Below are 19,546 nucleotides of genomic sequence, written 5' to 3' on the forward strand. Positions count from 1 at the left end.
ACAGGTGGACCGTTCGCTTTACGCAGCCTTCGGAAGCGCAACCGTGGGACGTGCCGGCTGGCGGGCCTGTTTGGATTCGCCTTTGAGCACTTCCAGAGCGCGTTTGAGGATGACATCCTCACTGGGCGGCGGGACCTTTTTGGTGTCCTCCGGCAGATCGGTCGGAGCCGGGGCCTCAGTGTCCACGTCCGGCACAGACGGCTCGATGGTGGCTACCTTCACCTCAACGGAAGGCTTGACCGGCTCTTCCATAAACGACTTTCCGGTGGCCGGAGCGTAGCGCTGGGTGGTCAACAGCAGGGCCGAACCATCGCGCAGGGGGAACAACGCCTGTTCCGACCCCGCACCAAAGGTTTTCTCGCCAACGATTTCCCCGCGCTGATGGTCCCGGATGGCCGCTGCCACCACCTCGGCCGGGCCGGCCGTGGAACGGTCGGTCAGCACGACAAGTTTCCCCTCAAAGGTCACAGCGCCGGGCTTGGCAACCAACGTTGTGACCGTATTGCCAGCACCGATGGTTCGCGCTACGACACCCGACGGAACAAAGACACTCGCCAGGGCAACGGCTTCGGACAGTTCGCCATGCGCCGACTCCCGCAGGTCAAGAATAAGTTTCTGCGCCCCGCGCTGTTGCAGTTGGCGCACCGCCGTCATGACCTGTTCTGCCTTGCCACGCCCAAGCAGCCCAACCTTGATATAGCCGGTGTCGGGGGCCTCCAGGCGCGATGTCACCGGAGACTGAAAAGCGCCGGGTTTCAGGGTCAGTTTCTCACCCTTGGTACGTCCGGAACGCAGCACCGTAATCTCGATAGAACCCCCTTCTGCCACTCCCGTCAGCATTTCCATGATTTCATAGAGGCTCACATCGCGCGTCGCCACGGTGTTGACATACTCGATGATGTCGCCGGTTTTGACCCCGGCCTGGGCAGCCGGTGAGCCGGGGACAACGGCCAGGACGTAGCCAAAGCCAGCGTACTTGGAGACGACCATCCCGAAGGGCACGGCCGTCATGGTTGTCGGTTTGAAACGCTGCACCTGCTCCGGCAACAGGTAGGCGCAATAGGGGTCAAGCCCCTCGGCGAGACCACGCAGGGCACCGATGCGCACCTTGCCCATGTCCGGCTCGTCCACGTAATCGTTGGCAATGTGCTTGACAACTTCATTGAAGATTTTGAGCTGGACGTAGGGATTTCCCTTTGCGACCGCACTGGTGCGCCGGGCCAGCAAACCACCAATGACGGCATACAGGGCAAGCGCCGTGGAGAGAGCAACGAGGACGAGTTTGGCTTTGAACGACATTGGGCAGGCCTCAGCAGGATTGGGCGGATAGAAGGCAACACGGAGCCAGTCCGCAACCGGCGACCGGCGTACATAATAACCACAACACGGCAGGCTTATTCCGTGGCAAAGGTCGCATAATACCCCTCGCGGGCATTGACCGTCAGGTTCGGCAGCCCCTTGGGCGGGTTGAGCTTGACCTTGAGCTTGCGCCACCGCTGTTTCTCGTTGGGTTTGAGTCCGACCGGAAGCGTCGCCAGGTTGGTCGGCGTGTAGCCAATGCCGTACTGATGGCGCAGCTCTATCGCAATGCGGGTGATGATTTCCTGTAACTCCATCTGGCTGTTGGGGAAAAAGGCCCGTCCGCCGGTCAGGCGCGTGATTTCGTCGAGAATGGCCCGCCCCTGCAGGTCAAGAGAGGTGTCGTTGAAGGCTGTGGCAATCCCGATGGCATAAATCTGAACATCGGCTTCGCGTACCAGTTGGCGCACCTCACGGAACGTATAGCGGCTGCTGTTGTCCTGCCCGTCGCTGATGATGAGCAGCGCCCGACGGCCATGGCGGCCTTCCTTGAGTTTTTCGACTCCGATATACACGGCATCATAGAGTGCCGTCTGCCCCTTGGCTTCAGCCAGCATGACCGCGCCGCTGATGCGTTCGGGATTAGGCGTGTAGTCCACGAGCAGCCGGACCTGGTGATTGAAACCAACGAGAAAGAACTCGTCTTCCTCATGACAAGCATCCAGAAACTTGCGCAGGGCGATGTTGGAACGGTTGAGCCGCCCGCGCATGCTGCCTGACATGTCGAAGACAATGCCGATAGAAACCGGCGCATCCTCGTCACTGAAGAACTCGATGGTCTGCTTGACGTTATCTTCGTACACCTCAAAGTGCTCGGCGTCGAGTCCGGTCACGAAGCGTCCCTGCGGGTCGGTGACACTGACGTTGAGCGTCACCAGGTTGGTCGTGGTTTTGACAACTGGCGGCTCGTCCGGGCGCGGGGCTGCCGGCTGCTGGGCGCGACCTTCCAGCCCGCTGAAAAACCCGAACAGAATGAGCAAAAGGGCGTAAGTGATGACGAACAACCGGCTTCGCATAAGCGCCGAACCTCTTCCAGATGCAAGGGCCATCACCGGGAGCGTTCCCGCCGGGGCGACCGACCTGCCGCCGACATCGCCTTGGCGTTTGGCAGGGAATCTCATTGTAAGATTGTACGCAAGCAACGCGCAAGAAAGACGAACTGCTCCACTCACTGCCAGCATAGCCATCCACCAGGCTCCAGTGATGCCAAGGCATCCCTGACACCCTTGGCTGTGGCCGCTCACAACACCTTTTTGCCATGGCTCACCGTACGCTTTCGTTACTTTCCCTGTGGTTGTTGACCGTCTTGGTTGGCTTCTACGTCGTGGTGCGCCTTGCTTCCGGCGTGACCGAATTGCGCAGTTGGTCAGCCGGCCTGGTTCTGGAGGAAACCCAACCCGTCGTGCGCTTTGTCGAGGAGGGAAGCGCTGCGCAGCAGGCCGGACTTGAACCCGGCGACGAAATCTTTCAGCCGGACGGCCGTCCCCTGAAAGCCTTCAGCGACTACGCCTGTTTGCGGCGGATGGCCGAACAAACCAAAGTCCTTCCCCTGCTTGTCAAAAAACGTGACGGCCAGTTTTACCGCGTCGAGGTCAGGCTTCTTCCCCCAACGGGCAGTTGGTTTTCGCTGGAGTTTTTCTTTGCCATCGAGACAGCGCTCATCGTCCTATTATGCGCCGGCGTCGGTCTGGCCGTGTGCTGGCTGCGCTGGCTGCGCTGGGAAGACGCCACGGCCCGGTTCGGGGGGCTTTTCTTCATCTCCCTCAGCACCCTGTTTGGCAGTGCCCAGTCGGCACTCCTGCCGCCGTGGGTCTCCATTCCGGCCGGACTTTTGCAGACCATCGGGAGCAGCGCCGCTGGCTACCTCTGCCTGTGCTTTTTCCTGGAATTTCCCACCCCCACCCGGCTTAGCCAGCCGGCGCGCTGGCTGAAGCAGGGCTACGGATGGGTGACGCTGTTCCTCGGTCTGCTGAGTGTCACAAACTTCACTGTGCGGCTCGCTTCCTTTGAAGCCACGCACTGGCTTCACACGGTGCCGCTCGTCAACGAACTCCTGTCGGCCCGGATCATCACGCTGTGGATTGGGTTGGCGTCGCCATTCGGGCTGTACCTCGACCGCCGCCGGACCCAGACGCCGGAGCAGGCCCGCCGCCTGAAGGTGTTTACTGTTGGCTCGGCCGTGGGCGTCATTCCGGTGCTCCTGCTGATCCTGGCGACCTACACCTTTAAGCTCAACGCGGAAGACTACCCGTGGCTCTACGTCCTGCCGATTGCCCTGTTCCCGCTGTTTCCCCTCTCCTTTGCCTATGTCGTCGTCAGGCACCGGGTGCTCGGCGTCCAGCAGATTCTGCGCAGTGGCGTGCGGTATCTGTTCGTTTCGCGTGGGGTCATCGTTCTCGAATGCCTGGTGTTTTACTTCCTCGCACGCTACCTGGTGTTTCCCCTCGTGCTCTGGGGGCACCGACTGGTCGGACAGCAGCCAACATTTTTCAGCCTCAGCCTCTGGATGGTGGCCACCGGAGGCACGTTCCTCGGACTGGCTCTCTCCATCAACCCGCACTTACAGAAGACCATCGATCGGCGCTTCTTCCGTGAAGCCTACCAGGTCCAGCAGGTGCTCAGTGACCTGGCGGCCTCAGTCCGGCAGGCAACGAACATCGAAGAGATGCTCCGGCGCGTGGCGGCCACAGTGGATGCCGCCCTGCACGTCAAAACCATTGGTTTTTTGCTGCACCCCAGCCTGCTTGGGAGTCCAGCCGAAACCATCACCAATGGTACTCCCCCGATGTTGCGTGGCTTTGCCTGTCGCTTTGGCCTCAACACCTCCGGGATTGTTGAGTCGGAGTTGTCCTTTCCCCTGACTTCACCGCTGATTGCCAGACTGCGCCGTGAACCGGAACCGTTTGACCTCGAACCGGAATCCACGGACGGTATTCCCTATGGAAAACATCCGACGCTGCGCCGTCTGGACTCGCACCTGCTCATCCCTTTGGTCTCCGGCGACAACCTGCTGGGGGTGTTCAGTCTGGGGCCGAAGCTCTCCGGTGAACCCTACACCAGCGAAGACAAGGCGCTGCTGATGGCCGTGGCTGAGTCGGTGGCGCTGCGGCTGGACAACGCCCAACTCGTCCGGCGGCTGACCGCCGAAGCGACCCTGCGCCGCGAACTGGAAATTGCGCGCGAGATGCAGCAGCGGCTGCTCCCTTCAGCGCCACCCAGGTTGCCTGGACTGGACGTGGTTGGGGTTTCCTTTCCGGCCAACGACGTTGGCGGGGATTACTATGACTTCCTGCGGCTTGATATGTACCGTCTGGCCGTGGCTATTGGGGATGTCGCCGGGCATGGGATTTCATCCGGGTTGCTTATGGCGCTGGCCAAAGGTGGGTTGCACAACCAGGTTCGCAGCGACACCGACCCTTCAGCCGTGATGGCGGCCATGAACCAACTCATTGCCGTTTCGGGCAGCCGGCGGGACCTCATGACCTTGACGTATTGCGTCATTGACACGGCAACCCAAACCATCGCCATGGCTAATGCCGGGCACCCGCCAGCCTATCACTACCACGCGGACACGGGTCTCGTGGAAGCCCTTGAACACGGTGCGTATCCGCTTGGTGTCCGTCGCCACAGCCACTACCCGACGCGGTGCGTGACCTACCGCCCCGGCGACACGGTCGTCTTCTACACGGATGGACTGATTGAGGCGCGCAATGCCGCCGGCGAAGTTTTTGGCTTTGAACGTCTGGAAACTCTTCTGGCCCAATACGGCAACTGTTCTGCCGCAGAACTGCAAACGACGCTCCTGAACGCACTACGCACATTTCTGGGTGAACTGACCGCTGAAGACGACGTTACGCTGGTCATCATCCACTTCACCTGAAACCAGCTAGGGACGGTGCAGTTGGCCGGTGTTGCCGGAAGCCACACCTTCCCCGGTGATGGCATCCCGGTGTGGCACCAGGCCGTCCCTCAGGCCTGTGACCGGGCCGGCGACTCACTCAGTAGTACGTTGCTTCAATGGCCAACCTGTCCTAGACTGCAAACACTTTCGAGCTGCTTCAAGTGCGGATGACACCAGTCAGATGCTCCCGCAGCCCCGGAAAACCTGATGCCTGGCCGTCACAGCATCGCAGGGTTGCTGGCTTGGACTTGTCACCCCTTATCCGTCAGGCAGACCCACTGCACTGACCGTTCCGGTGGAGCCGTGAGTAACTATGGAACTTTTCAAGAATGTTCGGAAACAGGTTGCCAGCCAGCTCGACCAGATGAAACTTGCTCGGGAAATCGAGCAACTCTCCAATGCTGTCCGCGAAAATCCCAACAATGTTGATGCCCTGAAGCGGTTGGCCGAAGCATATCAGGAAAGTGGCAACCTCGAAGCCGCGGTGAGTCACTTCCTGCGCCTGGCGGATGCCTACCGGAGCAGCAAACAGTACGAACTGGCGCTGGTCTTCTACCGCAAGGTGGAGCGGATGGTTGAGCCTTCCCAGCGCGCCACCATTCTCAAGAACATCGTCAACATTTACTTCGAGACACGGCAGTTTGACCGGGCTTACGAGTATTCCCGGCAGGTCATCGGACTCTACCTTGCCGAGCAGCAATCCGAAGCCGCTATGGGCTTTCTCAAAATGCTGCCGGGTTTTGGGGAAAAAGACGCCGATTACCGCAAAGAGCTGCGCGAAATGATTCAGGAGCGCAGCGAGAAATGGATGCAGGGGGCCAAAGCCACCTGGGTGACGGAGGCGAATGCAAGCCGGCTCCAGAACAAGGACCCAGAAGACTTCTCCGATCGCCTCGTCGTCCTGGTGGACGACGAACCCCACGTGCTGATGATCCTTGAAAAGATCATCAAGCCTCTCGGCTGCCAAATCATGACGGCCAACAACGGGCTGGAGGCACTCAATATCATCAAGCAACACCCGCCGGCGCTGGTCATCTCCGACCTGATGATGCCCAAGATGGATGGCAGCCAGCTTTTTGCGGCGCTGCAGGACGACCCGAACCTGGCCAAGATTCCCTTTGTCTGCCTTTCGTCGCGGGCCCAGGAGGACGAAAAGGTTTCGGCACTTGAACTCGGCGTTGAGGACTACTGGGCCAAACCGTTCAGCGTCAAGGAAATCCCGCTCAAGGTCAAACGGATTCTCAAGCGCCAGCCAGCGGCAGTCCGCATCGGGGGGCAACTGTCACACACCAGCGTCACCGACATCCTCAACCAGATGGAGCGGGAACGAAAGGAAGGTGTTGTCAAGATTGTCACGCCCAAGCAGGAAACGGGGATGATCTACTTCAAGGACGGCACGGTGCTGGATGCCGAAGCCGGCTCGTTTCAGGGGATGGCTGCCATCATTCACATGATGCAGTGGTCAGAGGGCAGCTACGCCTTTACGCAACAGCCGGTCAACCGCCCAAATGTCATCAACATGCGGGCTTCGGAGCTGATTCTGGAAGCCCTGCACCGCTACGATGAGGAGCAAAGCCTGCTGGCGTCGCTGCCCCCGTCCCACACACTCGCCAAACTGCCACCGGGCTTCGACATTTCCTGGCTGGCGGGCTTTCCCCAGGAAAAAGTGCGTCAGGTGCTGGCGCTGATTGACGGCAGGCGCACGGTCGGACAGTGTATCGAGCAGGCCCACCACGACATTGACATTCTGCGCATACTGGTGGCGCTCTGGGCGCCACGGGAAGCCACCCCGGCCGAGCCGCCCCCGCTCAGCCCGGCAGCACTGCCCACGGCAGCTTCCCTGCCGGTGTATCCGCCGCCTGGACCGGCCCTGTACCCGCCCAACCAGCCTTACCCCGGTGGCAGCGGGTATCTCTCTCCCACCAGCCAAACACTGCCGCAAGCTTCCTACGGCTCACCATCACCCCAGGCGCCACCGGCCTATTATCCACCAGCGCCACCAACCTATCCCGCACAGCCGGCGCCGCCCTCTCAACCGACCTACCCACCGGCCGGCTACGGTCAAACCGGTTACGGGCAGACCGGTTATGGGCAGGCTGGCTACGGACAGATGGGTTACGGACAGGGTGGGCACACACCGCCACCACCATCCCCGTATGCCCCTCCCTCTTACACCCCTCCACCAAGCTATGGTGCGCCCTCACTTCAGCCGCCTCAGCAGCCCACGGTACCTTCGGTGATGCCAACCGGGCCGTTGCCACCAGCCTACGATCCGGGGCCATTGTCGCCGCCACCGGCCTACACTGGGCCGCTGCCACCGCCCACTCAGTCCCCGCCACCGTCTGTTCCGGGAGAGTTTCGGGTTACGTTTGCCGATCCGGCAGCCGAAGAAGCCCTGGCCAAGCAGCTCTATGAGGCGGTCGTTGCGGCCAAACGCCAGTGTGGTGAATCACTTCAGGATTTCACCTTTGCGCGGTTTCACCAAATTTTGTGCGACCAGGCAGCGAAAATCAAAAATCAACTGAAGTGTACCCACATTTCATTTTCCGTCTCGGTTGACAACGGGCGCGTCAAGTTCATTGCCAAGGGACTTTGATGGCATCATGAGACAACCGCACGTCCCAGAATGAGCCGCCGAATTCTGATTGCTGACGATCACGTTCCAACCCGCCGTGACCTGCAAGCTTTTTTGCAGCAACAGGGGTTTGAGGTGCTGGCGGTTGGCAATGGAGATTTGGCCGCGCGCCGGGCCGGGGAAATGCATCCCGACCTGGTCATCCTGGACGTGCTCATGCCCGGAAAAACCGGCTATGAAGCCTGCCGGCATATCAAGCAGGTGCTCAAGCTGGAACTTCCGGTGCTGATGATTCACCACGACGTTGAACCGTTTGACCGGAACGAGGCGGCGCGCGTCGGTGCCGACGAAACCTTGGTCAAGCCCCTTGACCCGTTTGCGCTGCTCGAAACCATCCACGCACTCTGGCGCAAGTATGGACGCCCGCTTATGGGCACAGAACCGGCAGAGCTTGTCGAAGAAGTCCAGGAAGAGGACGTGGAGGCGGTCTTTGGCGGAGGGGCAGCCGTGCCGCCGCCGGACAATGCTCCGTCCAGCGACCAGGAAGCCGCGACTACTGCGGACGACACCCCCCTCGCACCATTGCCAGAGCCTTCTCAGTCCGCTCAGGCGGCAGCGGACACACCAGAGGCTGCCCACTCCCTGGATTCAGCCAGCGTTTCCAGCGCCACGGAGCAACCAGCAGCAGTCCCTTCTGCACCTTCAGAAACAGGTACAGAGCCGCCAGTACCACTCCCGGAAGTGTCACCGACAGCGGTGGACGCCCCGGCAACGACACTCCGCACGCCCACGATGGAACTGCCCGACCCCTACTCCGTCGTTGCGAGTGGTGATTATGCGACGTATTTCAGTGAAGAATCCTCCAATAACCACACAGCGCATACCGTTCCAGAGGCAGACCAGGACACAGCCGGGGATACCATTGCCCATCCCCCGGCTCCAGATATATCCGCTGTGGATACCTCCGCCTCTACACCACCGGCTGAAGCTGAAACCATTATCAAGCAGGATATTCCGTTCACCGATCCCTATCCTTCCCGAAACATCTTCGCTCCCATCCCAACGCAAACGATCTCGGACATCAGCTTCACCGTGCCGGAACGCATCACTTCTGAACTGCCACCCCCCGACCCTTCGGCAGGGCTGAGCATTCATTTCGACTCCCGCAATGCAGCCGTCCATATCGGCGGACTCTACGAAGTGACGGAAGTTGAACTGCCGGAACATCCCACCCAGGAACTCACGCCAGTTCCCACAACTGTGGCATCCCCTTCGGAAACCCTTGATGAAGCTGATGTCTCCGGTGATCTCCTGCCGCTGGAAGCACTACCGGCGGAAGAGGTGGCACGGCTTCAGGAAACTGGAACGGATATTCTGGCCAGTGCGGTTATCGTGGCAGTGACGCCGCCGCCAACTGAAAACGCCTCAGAAGTTCAGACGGTCGTATGTCCGCACTGTGGTGGGCAGGCCTTGGAAAGTGACATCATCTGTCCACACTGCGGTGAAATGCTGTAGGCGCGCGTGACTGACAACGCGCCCCACCGGCCCAACAAGCGGAAGTTACGGGCGAATGGTTATTCGCCCTTACTCGAAAAGGCTGTCCACGAAGGCCTCCGGTGAAAACACGGCCAGGTCATCCAGTTGTTCACCGGTGCCGACATAACGGATAGGCAGTCCCAGTTCCCGCGCAATTGCCACCACAATGCCGCCTTTGGCCGTGCCATCGAGCTTGGTCAGCACCAGACCCGTCACAGGGACGGTCTTGGCAAACTGGCGCGCCTGTTCGAGTCCGTTCTGCCCGGTGGCCGCATCCAGCACCAGCAGCACTTCGTGGGGTGCCTGTGGCACTTCACGCCGCGCAATGCGGGACATCTTCTCCAGCTCATTCATCAGATTGACTTTGTTGTGCAACCGTCCGGCCGTATCCACGATGACCACATCGGCATCGCGTGATTTGGCCGCCTGAAGGGCGTCATACACCACGGCGGCCGGGTCAGTCCCCGGCTTCTGCTGGATGACTGGAATCCCGACCCGTTCCGCCCAGACGGTCAACTGGTCGGCAGCGGCGGCCCGGAAGGTATCGGCGGCACAGACAATCACGTCATTGCCCTCGCGCTTGATGAGATGGGCCAGTTTGGCAATGGTCGTTGTTTTGCCGACCCCGTTCACACCAACGACCATCATGACGTACGGACGGATGTCGGTCGGAATATCGAGTTCCGAGCGCACAGCACGCCCGGAGACGGACTTGACCGGGGCCCGCAACAAAGCAAGCAGTTCCTGGCGCAACACCCGCTTGAGTTCGTCAGTGTCGTTGAGCAGTTTTCGATCCACCTGGGTGCGGATTTTCTCCACAAGCTCAAGGGTGGTGCGGACGCCAATATCGGCGCCAATCAGGATTTCTTCCAGTTCGTCAAGCACCTCCGGGCTGATGACCTTCTTGCCGCGTACCAGGGTATCGAGTCGGCCTACGAGATTTTGCCGGGTTCGCCGTACGGCGTTTTTCATCCGCAGCAGGAAGGTCTCCCGTGGCGGCTCGTCCACGACGGCCGGCGGCGGATTCGTGACCGGCTGGCCCGGTGGTGCTGTATCTGGGACACCGCCGGAGGTTGGCGTATCCGCTGGCGCCGGCCATCCCAGCCAGCGGGAAAGCAGGCCACGGCGGGCTGGCTCAGCCGTGACATCTGACGCTGGCACAGTTTCCACTGGCATGGAGGCGACCGTCTGGGGGTCAGCCGCCGGCGACGCCATAGGCTGCGACGGCGGAGCCACAGGCAGAGGCGGAGAGGCCGCCGGCTCCGGGACAACCATCTCCAACTGGGGTGAATCGGGCCGCAGTGGCGCTGGCTCCGCAACCTCAACCCCGGCCGGTGGCGCTGACGGGGACGGAATCGGCTCATTCCCAAAGAGGGTGGTCAGGCCAGCCCGTTCAGCCGGCGTTTCATCCTTCTTGCGTCTCCAGAACAGCATGGTTCTCCTTCGTGGAAACCGATGGTCTCCTTGGCGCTGAAACCATTAACGATCTCTCCCAGGCGGTTCCCGCCGGGGTGGCTTGGGTGGGTCATCCGTGATGAATGATGGTTTCTTGACCGTTGGTTTCGGAGCCGGTGGCGCCACATCACTTGGTTCGGAGGGGCGTTGTCGCTGCGCGCGCTTCGCCGACTGGGCCTCATCCACAGCAGTTTGCCCGGTGCTTTCCTCCATCAGCGTCTGTGCCCGGCGGGGCCGGGTTGGTTCCTCATCCCGTGGTGAGCCTGGCTGACCGGTGATGGCCCGCTTGGCCGATGAGGTTTCCGTATCCTCCATCAAGGTGGCCACACCGCTTTCAAGTTCTTTGCGCTCCTGGCGGTCCCGTTCTGCCTGGAGCTTTTCAAGTTCGGCGTCCGGCACCGGAGCTTTGTCGAAGGTTTCAATCGGTTTGCCACGCAGATAGACCTTCATGAACTCAATCCACATAGGGAGCGCGGCTTCACTTCCGGTTTCGCCTTTCCCAAGGGTTCGTTTTTCTCCGGGGTAGCCGATCCACACCCCGCAGGTAATGGAAGGGGTGTAGCCAATAAACCAGGCATCGGTCCAGTCGTTGACCGTTCCCGTTTTGCCGCCGATCTGACGCTTGTTGAGATCGCCATCCGCCACGGCGCGGATTTTCGTGGCTGTGCCGCCGTCCACGACGCCGCGCATCATGTCCACCATCTGGGCGGCAACGTAATCCGAAATGACCCGCGTCTCGCGCTCCGTTTCATCCCGGTCGAAGTCAAAGAGCGTTCGCCCGTCGTAATCGAGAATCCGCCGGATGAGGTGGGGCTTGGCCCGTTTCCCCTTGTTCGGAAAGACTGAATAGGCCGCAACCATCTCAATGAGGGGCACTTCCGTCGCCCCCAGCGCCGAGGGCAGGTACGGTGCCATGGGATTGGTAATGCCAAAGCGCCGGACCATTTCTGCCCCACGCCGAATTCCGACACTGGCCAGCAAGCGGACGGCCGGAATGTTTCGGGATTTGGCCAGCGCCGTACGCAGCGGAATCGGCCCCGTGAAGCTGCCATCATAGTTCCGGGGCGACCAGTTGCCGGACTGAAACGGGGTATCGGAGACGAGATCATCCGGCGTCCATCCGTTCTCGATGGCTGCGGTGTAAATGAAGGGCTTGAAGCAGGAACCGGTCTGCCGGTTCGCCTGGGTGGCATTGTTGAACTTGGATTGCGAAAAGTCATAGCCGCCGACCATGGTCTTGATCTCGCCCGTCCTGGCATCGAGGCACAGCAGGGCCCCAGCCACAGCCGGAAGGGAACGCAGTTCAACCTGAAGGACCCCGTTGGGAGCTGGCACCGTAGGAGGCGGACTTGACTCGCGCCGTCCCTTGCGGCCCGGCGCTGAAGTTGACGCCGGTGCCGACGGCAGTGGGGTATCAATCACCGGCTCCATGGCGCTGTTGCGCGGCGCACCACTTTTGATGACAAACATCGGCAGGTCCCCTTCGCGCAGGGGATGGTCGGGCGAAAATGTGACCGTCGCCCGGTACTTGCCGAAGGAAACTTCGGCCGTCCGACCGGTGACGCGCATCACCAGTCCGTGCAGATACATGCCGTTGAACGGCTCATAGGCCCATTCCGGGTGCCGGTACGTGGAAAGGTCCTTGCCCTTGAGTTCTTCCAGAATGTTCGGAATGGGGGTATCCCGCCGGCTCCCGCCGTGGCGCTCTTCATACCGGTGCAGCCCCCATCGCACCGCATTGACGGCCTGAATCTGCGCCGGGGCATCAATCGTGGTGATGACCTGCAAGCCGCCGGTGTGGGTTCCCCGCGTTCCGAAGCGGCTTTCAAGTTCGCGGCGGACTTCTTCGACAACGTAAGCAAACGGCCCGCTGGTGTTGAGTTCCCGCGCTGAAGTGACGTTGAGCTTCAGCTCAGTGGCTTTGGCGGCTTCGGCCTCGGCCGCCGTGATGTAGCCCGCTTCGAGCATGTTGGTAATCACCAGATTGCGCCGGCGCTTGGCTTCCTGCGGACGCAAAATGGGCGAGTAACCGGAAGGGGCCTTGGGAATAGCCGCCAGCAGGGCGCATTCCTCAATCGAGCAGTCCTTGATGGATTTGCCAAAGTAGTACTGCGCGCCAGCTTCAACGCCATACGCGCCCCCACCCAGGTTGATCTGGTTGCAGTACAACTCCATGATTTGCTCTTTGGTGTACTGCCGTTCAATTTGCAGCGCCAGGATGGCTTCCTGAATTTTGCGCTCGATGGTTCGCTCCGGCGACAGGAACAGAATCTTGGTCAGTTGTTGGGTGAGGGTTGAGCCACCTTCCACCGTCCGCCCGGCGAGAAAATTTTTCCAGGCGGCCCGGGCCAAACCAATCGGGTCCACGCCCCAGTGATACTCAAAGCGGGCGTCCTCAATGGCCATGATGGCCTGGCGCATGCGCAGCGGGATTTCGTCGTAGGACAGCGGAACCCGCCGCTCCAAGGCAAATTCCCCAATCACCGTCCGCCCGTCATCGGCATACACGCGCGTCACCACACTGGGCTGAAAGTCGGCCAGAGCCGCCACCTGCCGGTAGTCATCCGTTGTGGCAAACCACTGCAGGAACAGCAGTGTGGTGAGCGCTCCCAAGGATGCGGAGATGACAAGTGACAGGGGCAGGGCAGCCCAGCGCCACCATCGGGACCAACCCGGACGTGCTACCGCTGCCGGGTCTTCCACCAGGTGCGAAAGGTTGAGGGCGTTTGACATCAGCAACTCCTACGTCGAAAGGTACGCGCTTGGGACGATTATTCGCCAGCACGCCGCATGACCGCAATCCGGCCTCGGACTGGGGCCATTTTGGCTTCATAACACAGCCTTTGGAGACGAAGGCGTGTGGGAGTCGAACCCACCCATCCGTGTTGCCACACGGACGCAGCGAATTTGAAGTTCGTGACGGCCACCGGACCGCATGCGCCTCCGCGAGTTTTCCTTTTGGCACGCCACCTCCTCCCACCCGGAAGCCTCACTGGAGCCGGGCTGCGGCAATGCCCCGTTCCGTTGCCATCACCACCATCCCCTGCTCCACGTGCAGCACCGAGAAGATGCGCTCGGTGGCAAGCTGCCATCGCGCCACGATACGTCCATCCGGCACCTGCACGACCGTAATTTCAGAGTCGTCGAGGGCGGCCACCGCCAGGGTTGTCTCCGTCAACCAGGAGGGAGGCGACGCCAACCGACCTGCCATCTGCTGTTGCCAGCGTAACTCACCGGTCTGCGGATGGAAGGCGTAAAGAAAGTTATCATACGAGGCAACAAGAACCTGTCCGTGACGGATAAGCGGCGGGGTCATAACGGCAGCCCCCGTTCGCCGCCGCCACCGCAAGCGGCCATCGGCACGTCTGACAGCGACCACCTCACCATTGGAAGTACCACAGTACACCATCTCTTCCCCAGCAGCCGCTGGCCCGGGCGTTGCTCCCAGCACACAGGTCCACCGGCGGCGACCGTCTTTGGCGTCCAACGCCCAGAGCGCGCCGGCAGAAGTGCCAACGAACACCGCACCTGCAGCATAGGCGAGATGTTCTGTAAAATCGCCAGTGACGGACCAGCCGCGGGAAAAATCCTGTGGGTTCAGCGCTGCAATCTCGTTCGTTCCGAGCCGGACATAGAGCCAGAGGCCGTCACTCACCACCTGCGAGGTGATGGGCGCCGGCAGCGTCACTTCGCGGCGAACCACGCCGGTTGTCAGGTCGAGCAGGCGGACAATACCGCCCGGCGGGGAGCCATCCGCCGCCGGGCTGGAGGCACAGGCCAGAAGGGCATCTCCCAGGCGATACAGTTTGGCCGTGGTGGCCACGCCCGGCGCGCTTTCCCACAGTCGCGCGCCGTCCGTTCGCGCCAGAGCCACGACCTTCCCAGTGCGCAGCGGGACATACACTGCGTTTTCCGTCACCAGCGGTTCCTGGCGCGCGCTGTCCGGGTCGAGATAAAGCCAGTCCGTGGGAAGTGTGGTGGGGGCGATGGCGACCCGGCCATTCAGCGGCGGCGCAGGGCGCCAACGTAAACGCTGCTGCGCCACCAGCATCTGGCTCAGAGCGAGAGCCAACCCAACGACAACAACGACCTGGGTGCTCCGCCAGGCTGGGCGCTTCATTCAAAGGCTCCGTGGCGACCGGCACCACCCGCAAAGCGTTGGGCGCCAGCTTGGGTTTCGCCCGTGGCCAGCACATCCATTCCGCGCCGGAACTCATTTCGGAGCGCCTGTTCCCAGTCCAACCCGGCCTGTTCATACAGCGACTGGCGGTCGCTGCGCAGACAGGTCTGGGGAAAAGCCGCGATGGATTGCGCCAAAGCCAACGCAGTTTCCAACGCCTTGCCTTCCGGGCAGAGACGATTGACCAGCCCAATGGCCAGCGCTTCTTCGGCGGCAACCGGGCGGCCTGTCAGAATCAGGTCCATAGCCCGCCCAAATCCGATCAGCCGGGGCAGGCGGACGGTTCCGCCATCCACGAGGGGCACGCCAAAGCGACGGCAAAACACACCGAACACCGCCGTCTGGGCGGCAACCCGCAGATCACACCACAGGGCCAGTTCCAGCCCCCCGGCAACCGCATAACCTTCAATGGCAGCAATCACCGGCTTCGGAAGACGACGGCGGGTGGGTCCCATTGGAGCCAGTCCCGTCTCGTGCAGATTGACTCTGGCCCCGGCACCGACGGCCTTGAGGTCAGCTCCGGCGCAAAAGTGACCACCCGCGCCGGTCAGGATGGCGACCGCACAGGCGTCATCACCTTCAAAGCGGTCAAAAGCGGCATCCAGTGCCGCCGCAGTGGGGTCGTCCACGGCGTTGCGCACTTCCGGCCGCCGCAGCGTGATGACGGCGACCCCTGCCTGGACTTCATACGTGACCGTTTCCATGGATTGACCGGACTGAGGGGACTTCAGGAGACCTTGCGCAGGACGGCCGGCAGCGGGAGGGAAGCCGCCGGCAGCGGAACGACCGTGGCCGGCTTGTTCTTGACCCTAGTCGTCGCCCGGTAGCGGGCCTGGTAGCGGGAACGGGTGTCGAGCCACTCGGCCGTGATGCGCCAGGTTCGTTCCGCCCGTGAACCTATCAGCATCCCCAGATGCCCTCCCTTGACGAACCGTACGGTCACATCCTGAGTTGTCAGTTTTTTGGTCACGGCCGTGACGGCTGCCGGTGGCACAAGCCGGTCTTCACGGCTGGCCAGAACAAGCGCCGCCGCCCGGATGCGTCCATAGTTGACCCGCCGGCGGCCAATGGTGAACTGGTCCTGCATCAGCTCATTGCCCATGACGAAGTTATGCCACAACTGCCGGAAGGCGGCTTCCGTCAGGTTGACGTATTCGAGATATCGGCCTCCGTCCGGGCGAAGCGACGCGGCAAAGTCCGGGTCACGCAGGCTGCGCCAGAACTCCAGCGGGTGACGCAGGATGGCGTCCGGGTGCAGCAGATGGAAGGATGCGTTGCAGACGGCCGCCGGAATGTAACCGTAAGTGGCCGCCAAAGTTTCGAGCGGCTGGCGGGAAACTCCAGCCAGAATCCGCTGAAGTGGCATGGCCGAAAAATCCGTCGGCGTGCCAATCGTGACGATATTGCGGATGCCGGATTGCGGATGCAGCGCGGCATAGCAGTTGGCAAAAATACCGCCCAGGCAGTAACCAATGAGCGACAGTTCATCCGATCCCGTCACCTGCTTGACCATCCGCACCCCGGTATGTACCCGGTGCTCGATGTAGCGCCCCAGTGACAGGCGACGGTCACGCGACTGTGGCTTACCATAGTCGAGCAAAAAGACATCATAGCCCTGTTCGACCAAGTAACGCGCCAGGCTGCGCCGCGGATGCAGCTCGAAGACATCGGCCGTCACCATCAGCGGTGGAACGAGCAGGACCGGAAGACGCCGGCGCGGACGACGCAAAGGGAGGTAGTGCCGGAGCTTGAGGGTGGGCGCATCCAGCAGCAGTTCATATTGCAGTGGGCGTGCCGTGCTCGGACGGGCAGGACGGCGCTCCGCGTAGCCCTCGTCATACAGCGGCCCAGTGGGTTCGCCAAATAAGGCGGTAAACAGGCGTTCGGCAAGCAGGAAAGACATGGCGCAGTCCAAGCCGGCTTTTCAGAATCAATGACAACCTCTTACTTAAACCAGACTCCCAACCAATCGGCAACTCCGGCGAAGGCGCAGCCCGTGCTTTCCTCTGCTGCTGTTCATCTCTGGTGGCTGCCCCTGCCCCAGTCAGCCCCTGTGGAAGCTGTGGAAAGTCTGCTCAGCGCCGATGAGCGGCAGCGGGCCCGGCGCTTCCGGCGGCCGGCGGCTGCCCGGCAGTTCTGCCTGGGACGCGCCCGCCTGCGCACCATTTTGGGAAGCTACCTCGGTCTGCCCCCCCAGCACCTGCGGTTCGCCTACACGCCCAACGGCAGGCCCTATCTGCCAGAAGTTCCCCACCTGATGTTCAGCCTGACGCATGCCGGCGACCTCGGACTGCTGGCCGTCACCCTCCACCAGCGGATTGGAGTGGATGTTGAAGTCACTTACCGACGGGCCAACTGGCGGGGTCTCGCCCGCCGGTGTCTGCCCGATGCAACCCATCGTAGGCTCTGCGCCCTGTCGGATGAGGAACAACGCCGGGCAATGGCCTGGTACTGGGTGTGCCACGAGGCTCTGCTCAAAGCACAGGGCAAAGCCAGCCTGCGCCGCCTGCTGCACATTGATCTCCCCTGGGAGGGGACTTGCACGGGTTACGTCTCCCACTTCACCATACAGGATGCTTCCGGGCAGACCTGGCTCGTCAGGGATGTCTCACGAGAGGAGACCCGTGCCGCGCTTGTCGTCGAGTGCCCGCCGGACGCTGGTCCCGAAGTCGTCACCTTTGACTGGGACTTGAACTGATGCTGGCTGCCGCAGGCCTACGGTTTATGAATCCGCTCTACACCCGCCTTCTCAACCTCATCGTCTCGCGGCTCGTCGTCGTCTCGATTCTGCTGGCGCTGGCCGTAGCCATGGCGCGCGCCGATACATCGTGGGCCAATGCCGACATCAATCCCCAGCCTCTGGTTTTGCTGGTGGTCGCCGTGGGGTTTCTCTCGGTGGTGTATTTCACCTGGCTGCGGATGTCCGAGCAATATCTCTGGCAGGCCTACGTCCAGTTGCTGGGTGACGTGCTGGCCGTCACCTGGCTCACCCACCAGATGCGGGATTCGGCCTTCCCGCTTGTGCCGCTTTACCTGGTCATCATCTTTGTGGCGGCCATGATTTTGCCGCGCCTGGGAACGATTGCCATTGGCGTAAGCTGTGCTGTGGCTTACGTCGGGCTGCTCGTTTCCTTCAAGGTCGGGCTTCTCGTGGGCGGCTATGCCATCGTCGAGCAAAATGAACGCTACCTGCAAAACAATCCGCTGCTTTATGTCGTTGCCATTCTGGCGCTGACGGTGCTCGGCGGCCAGCTTGCCGAGCGGTTGCGGCGCAGCGATGCCGAACTGGAAGCTGCCGCCCGCGATCTGGCCCAACTGCGCGTCCTCAATGAACGCATCATTGAAAGCATCAAGAGCGGACTCGTCACCGTGGATTTGCAGGGCAAAATCATCACCTTCAATCGCGCTGCCGAGGAAATCACCGGCCACTCCGCCCGCGTGGTGCGCGGCAAGTCCCTTCAGGAAGTTTTCGGCGACCTCAACCAGAAGTTTGACCTCACCACTACATCGGGGTCTTTTCGGTCAGGCCACCTGGAGAAGGATACCTTTCACCGGTTTGAAGCCGACTGCCCGGCTGCCGACGGGCGCTCCCTGCACCTTGGTTTTGCTGTCTCCCCGCTCACCAGCGAGTCGGGCAAAACGACCGGTTATGTTTTTTCCTTCCAGGACCTGACCGAAATTCTCAAACTTGAGGAAGAAATCCGCCGCCAGGACCGGCTGGCGGCGCTCGGCAAGATGGCCGCTGGGATTGCCCACGAGATTCGCAACCCGCTGGCTGCGATGCGCGGCGCAATTCAGATGCTTCAGTCCGAACTCCAGCTCGACGAAGAGCAAAGCAAGCTCATGCGTATCGTGCTGCGCGAATCCGACCGTCTGAACCGAACCATCGAGGACTTTCTCAGGTATGCCCGCCCACGGCCTCTGCAACTGAAAACCATCCAGCTTGACCGGCTCATCAGCGATACCATTTCCCTGCTGCAACACAGCCCGGAAACCCGTCCTGACCACACCTTCACGCTCCAGTTCCCCCCTGATCTGCCGTCCATCGTGGCCGACGGCGACCAGCTCAAACAGGTTGTATGGAACCTGGCCCGCAATGCCCTTCAGTCCATGCCACACGGGGGCGAACTCCGCATCACGCTCACGCCACTGGCTGACCAGATTGAAATCCGGCTCCTGGACAATGGGACGGGCTTCCCCCCGGACAACTTGGAACGTCCGTTTGAACCGTTCAACTCCAACCGGGAGGGTGGCACCGGGCTGGGACTGGCGATTGTCTATCAGATTATCTCGGATCACGGCGGACGGATTTATCTCTGCAACCGTACGGATGGCGTTTCGGGGGCGGAAGTCATCGTCCTTCTGCCCAGGGAAGCCAGGGCGACGCCGTTGCGGGAGGAACCGGCGACAGACTCACGGTTACAGGGACGGCGTACGCCAACCGGCACTCCGGCACCGGTCTTTTCTCCCTCGCCGGAAACGACCGCATCGGGGCAGTTCCCCCCACCGGCAAAACCGCAGGTCTCCACGTCCTGAAGCT

The 19,546-nt window shown here is 61.5% G+C and carries 12 protein-coding genes and 1 tRNA gene; 5 read left to right on the forward strand and 8 right to left on the reverse strand.

Annotation, left to right across the window (positions count from 1 at the left end; all coding sequences use genetic code 11):
* Positions 1-18 precede the first annotated feature (18 nt).
* A complete protein-coding gene (locus CABTHER_RS06550) occupies positions 19-1,299 on the reverse strand; it encodes a S41 family peptidase (RefSeq protein WP_014099821.1) in 1,281 nt (426 codons plus the stop codon).
* Between the two features lie 95 nt (positions 1,300-1,394).
* Positions 1,395-2,375, reverse strand: coding sequence for a VWA domain-containing protein (locus tag CABTHER_RS06555; protein WP_014099822.1), 981 nt, complete (start codon positions 2,373-2,375; stop codon positions 1,395-1,397).
* Between the two features lie 242 nt (positions 2,376-2,617).
* Between CABTHER_RS06555 and CABTHER_RS06560 the strand changes: the two genes are divergently transcribed.
* From CABTHER_RS06560 to CABTHER_RS06570, 3 genes are all read left to right on the forward strand, one after another.
* Positions 2,618-5,239, forward strand: a complete 2,622-nt coding sequence (locus CABTHER_RS06560) for a SpoIIE family protein phosphatase (protein ID WP_014099823.1) — start codon at positions 2,618-2,620, stop codon at positions 5,237-5,239.
* Positions 5,240-5,573: 334 nt separating this feature from the next.
* The gene (locus CABTHER_RS06565; protein ID WP_014099824.1) at positions 5,574-7,856 is read left to right on the forward strand and encodes a response regulator; all 2,283 of its coding nucleotides are present in this window, start codon (positions 5,574-5,576) and stop codon (positions 7,854-7,856) included.
* 30 nt (positions 7,857-7,886) lie between these two features.
* Positions 7,887-9,350: a response regulator gene (locus CABTHER_RS06570; RefSeq protein ID WP_014099825.1), complete on the forward strand. Its 1,464-nt coding sequence runs from the start codon at positions 7,887-7,889 to the stop codon at positions 9,348-9,350.
* Positions 9,351-9,419: 69 nt separating this feature from the next.
* On the opposite strand, the gene ftsY is transcribed toward CABTHER_RS06570, so the two are convergent.
* The 6 genes from ftsY to CABTHER_RS06595 form a co-directional block, all read right to left on the reverse strand.
* Positions 9,420-10,805, reverse strand: a complete 1,386-nt coding sequence (gene ftsY, locus CABTHER_RS06575; RefSeq protein WP_014099826.1) for a signal recognition particle-docking protein FtsY — start codon at positions 10,803-10,805, stop codon at positions 9,420-9,422.
* A gap of 45 nt (positions 10,806-10,850) precedes the next feature.
* Positions 10,851-13,559, reverse strand: coding sequence for a penicillin-binding protein 1A (locus CABTHER_RS06580; protein ID WP_014099827.1), 2,709 nt, complete (start codon positions 13,557-13,559; stop codon positions 10,851-10,853).
* Between the two features lie 111 nt (positions 13,560-13,670).
* Positions 13,671-13,771 (reverse strand) — tRNA-Sec (locus CABTHER_RS16995).
* A gap of 44 nt (positions 13,772-13,815) precedes the next feature.
* Entirely contained in the window at positions 13,816-14,946 is a 1,131-nt protein-coding gene (locus CABTHER_RS06585) for an outer membrane protein assembly factor BamB family protein (protein WP_014099828.1), read from the reverse strand.
* Positions 14,943-15,710 (reverse strand): crotonase/enoyl-CoA hydratase family protein, encoded by a 768-nt coding sequence (locus CABTHER_RS06590; RefSeq protein ID WP_014099829.1) that lies wholly within the window; start codon positions 15,708-15,710, stop codon positions 14,943-14,945. The genes CABTHER_RS06585 and CABTHER_RS06590 overlap by 4 nt, the downstream gene beginning before the upstream one ends.
* Before the next feature lie 23 nt (positions 15,711-15,733).
* Complete coding sequence (locus CABTHER_RS06595) at positions 15,734-16,909, reverse strand: alpha/beta fold hydrolase (protein WP_014099830.1); 1,176 nt, start codon at positions 16,907-16,909, stop codon at positions 15,734-15,736.
* Positions 16,910-17,002: 93 nt separating this feature from the next.
* Here CABTHER_RS06595 and CABTHER_RS06600 point away from each other — a divergent pair, with 93 nt between their 5' ends.
* Entirely contained in the window at positions 17,003-17,704 is a 702-nt protein-coding gene (locus tag CABTHER_RS06600) for a 4'-phosphopantetheinyl transferase family protein (RefSeq protein WP_187288347.1), read from the forward strand.
* A complete protein-coding gene (locus CABTHER_RS06605) occupies positions 17,704-19,542 on the forward strand; it encodes an ATP-binding protein (RefSeq protein ID WP_014099832.1) in 1,839 nt (612 codons plus the stop codon). The genes CABTHER_RS06600 and CABTHER_RS06605 overlap by 1 nt, the downstream gene beginning before the upstream one ends.
* Positions 19,543-19,546 lie beyond the last annotated feature (4 nt).

The organism is Chloracidobacterium thermophilum B (assembly GCF_000226295.1).
Taxonomy (GTDB): Bacteria; Acidobacteriota; Blastocatellia; order Chloracidobacteriales; family Chloracidobacteriaceae; genus Chloracidobacterium; species Chloracidobacterium thermophilum.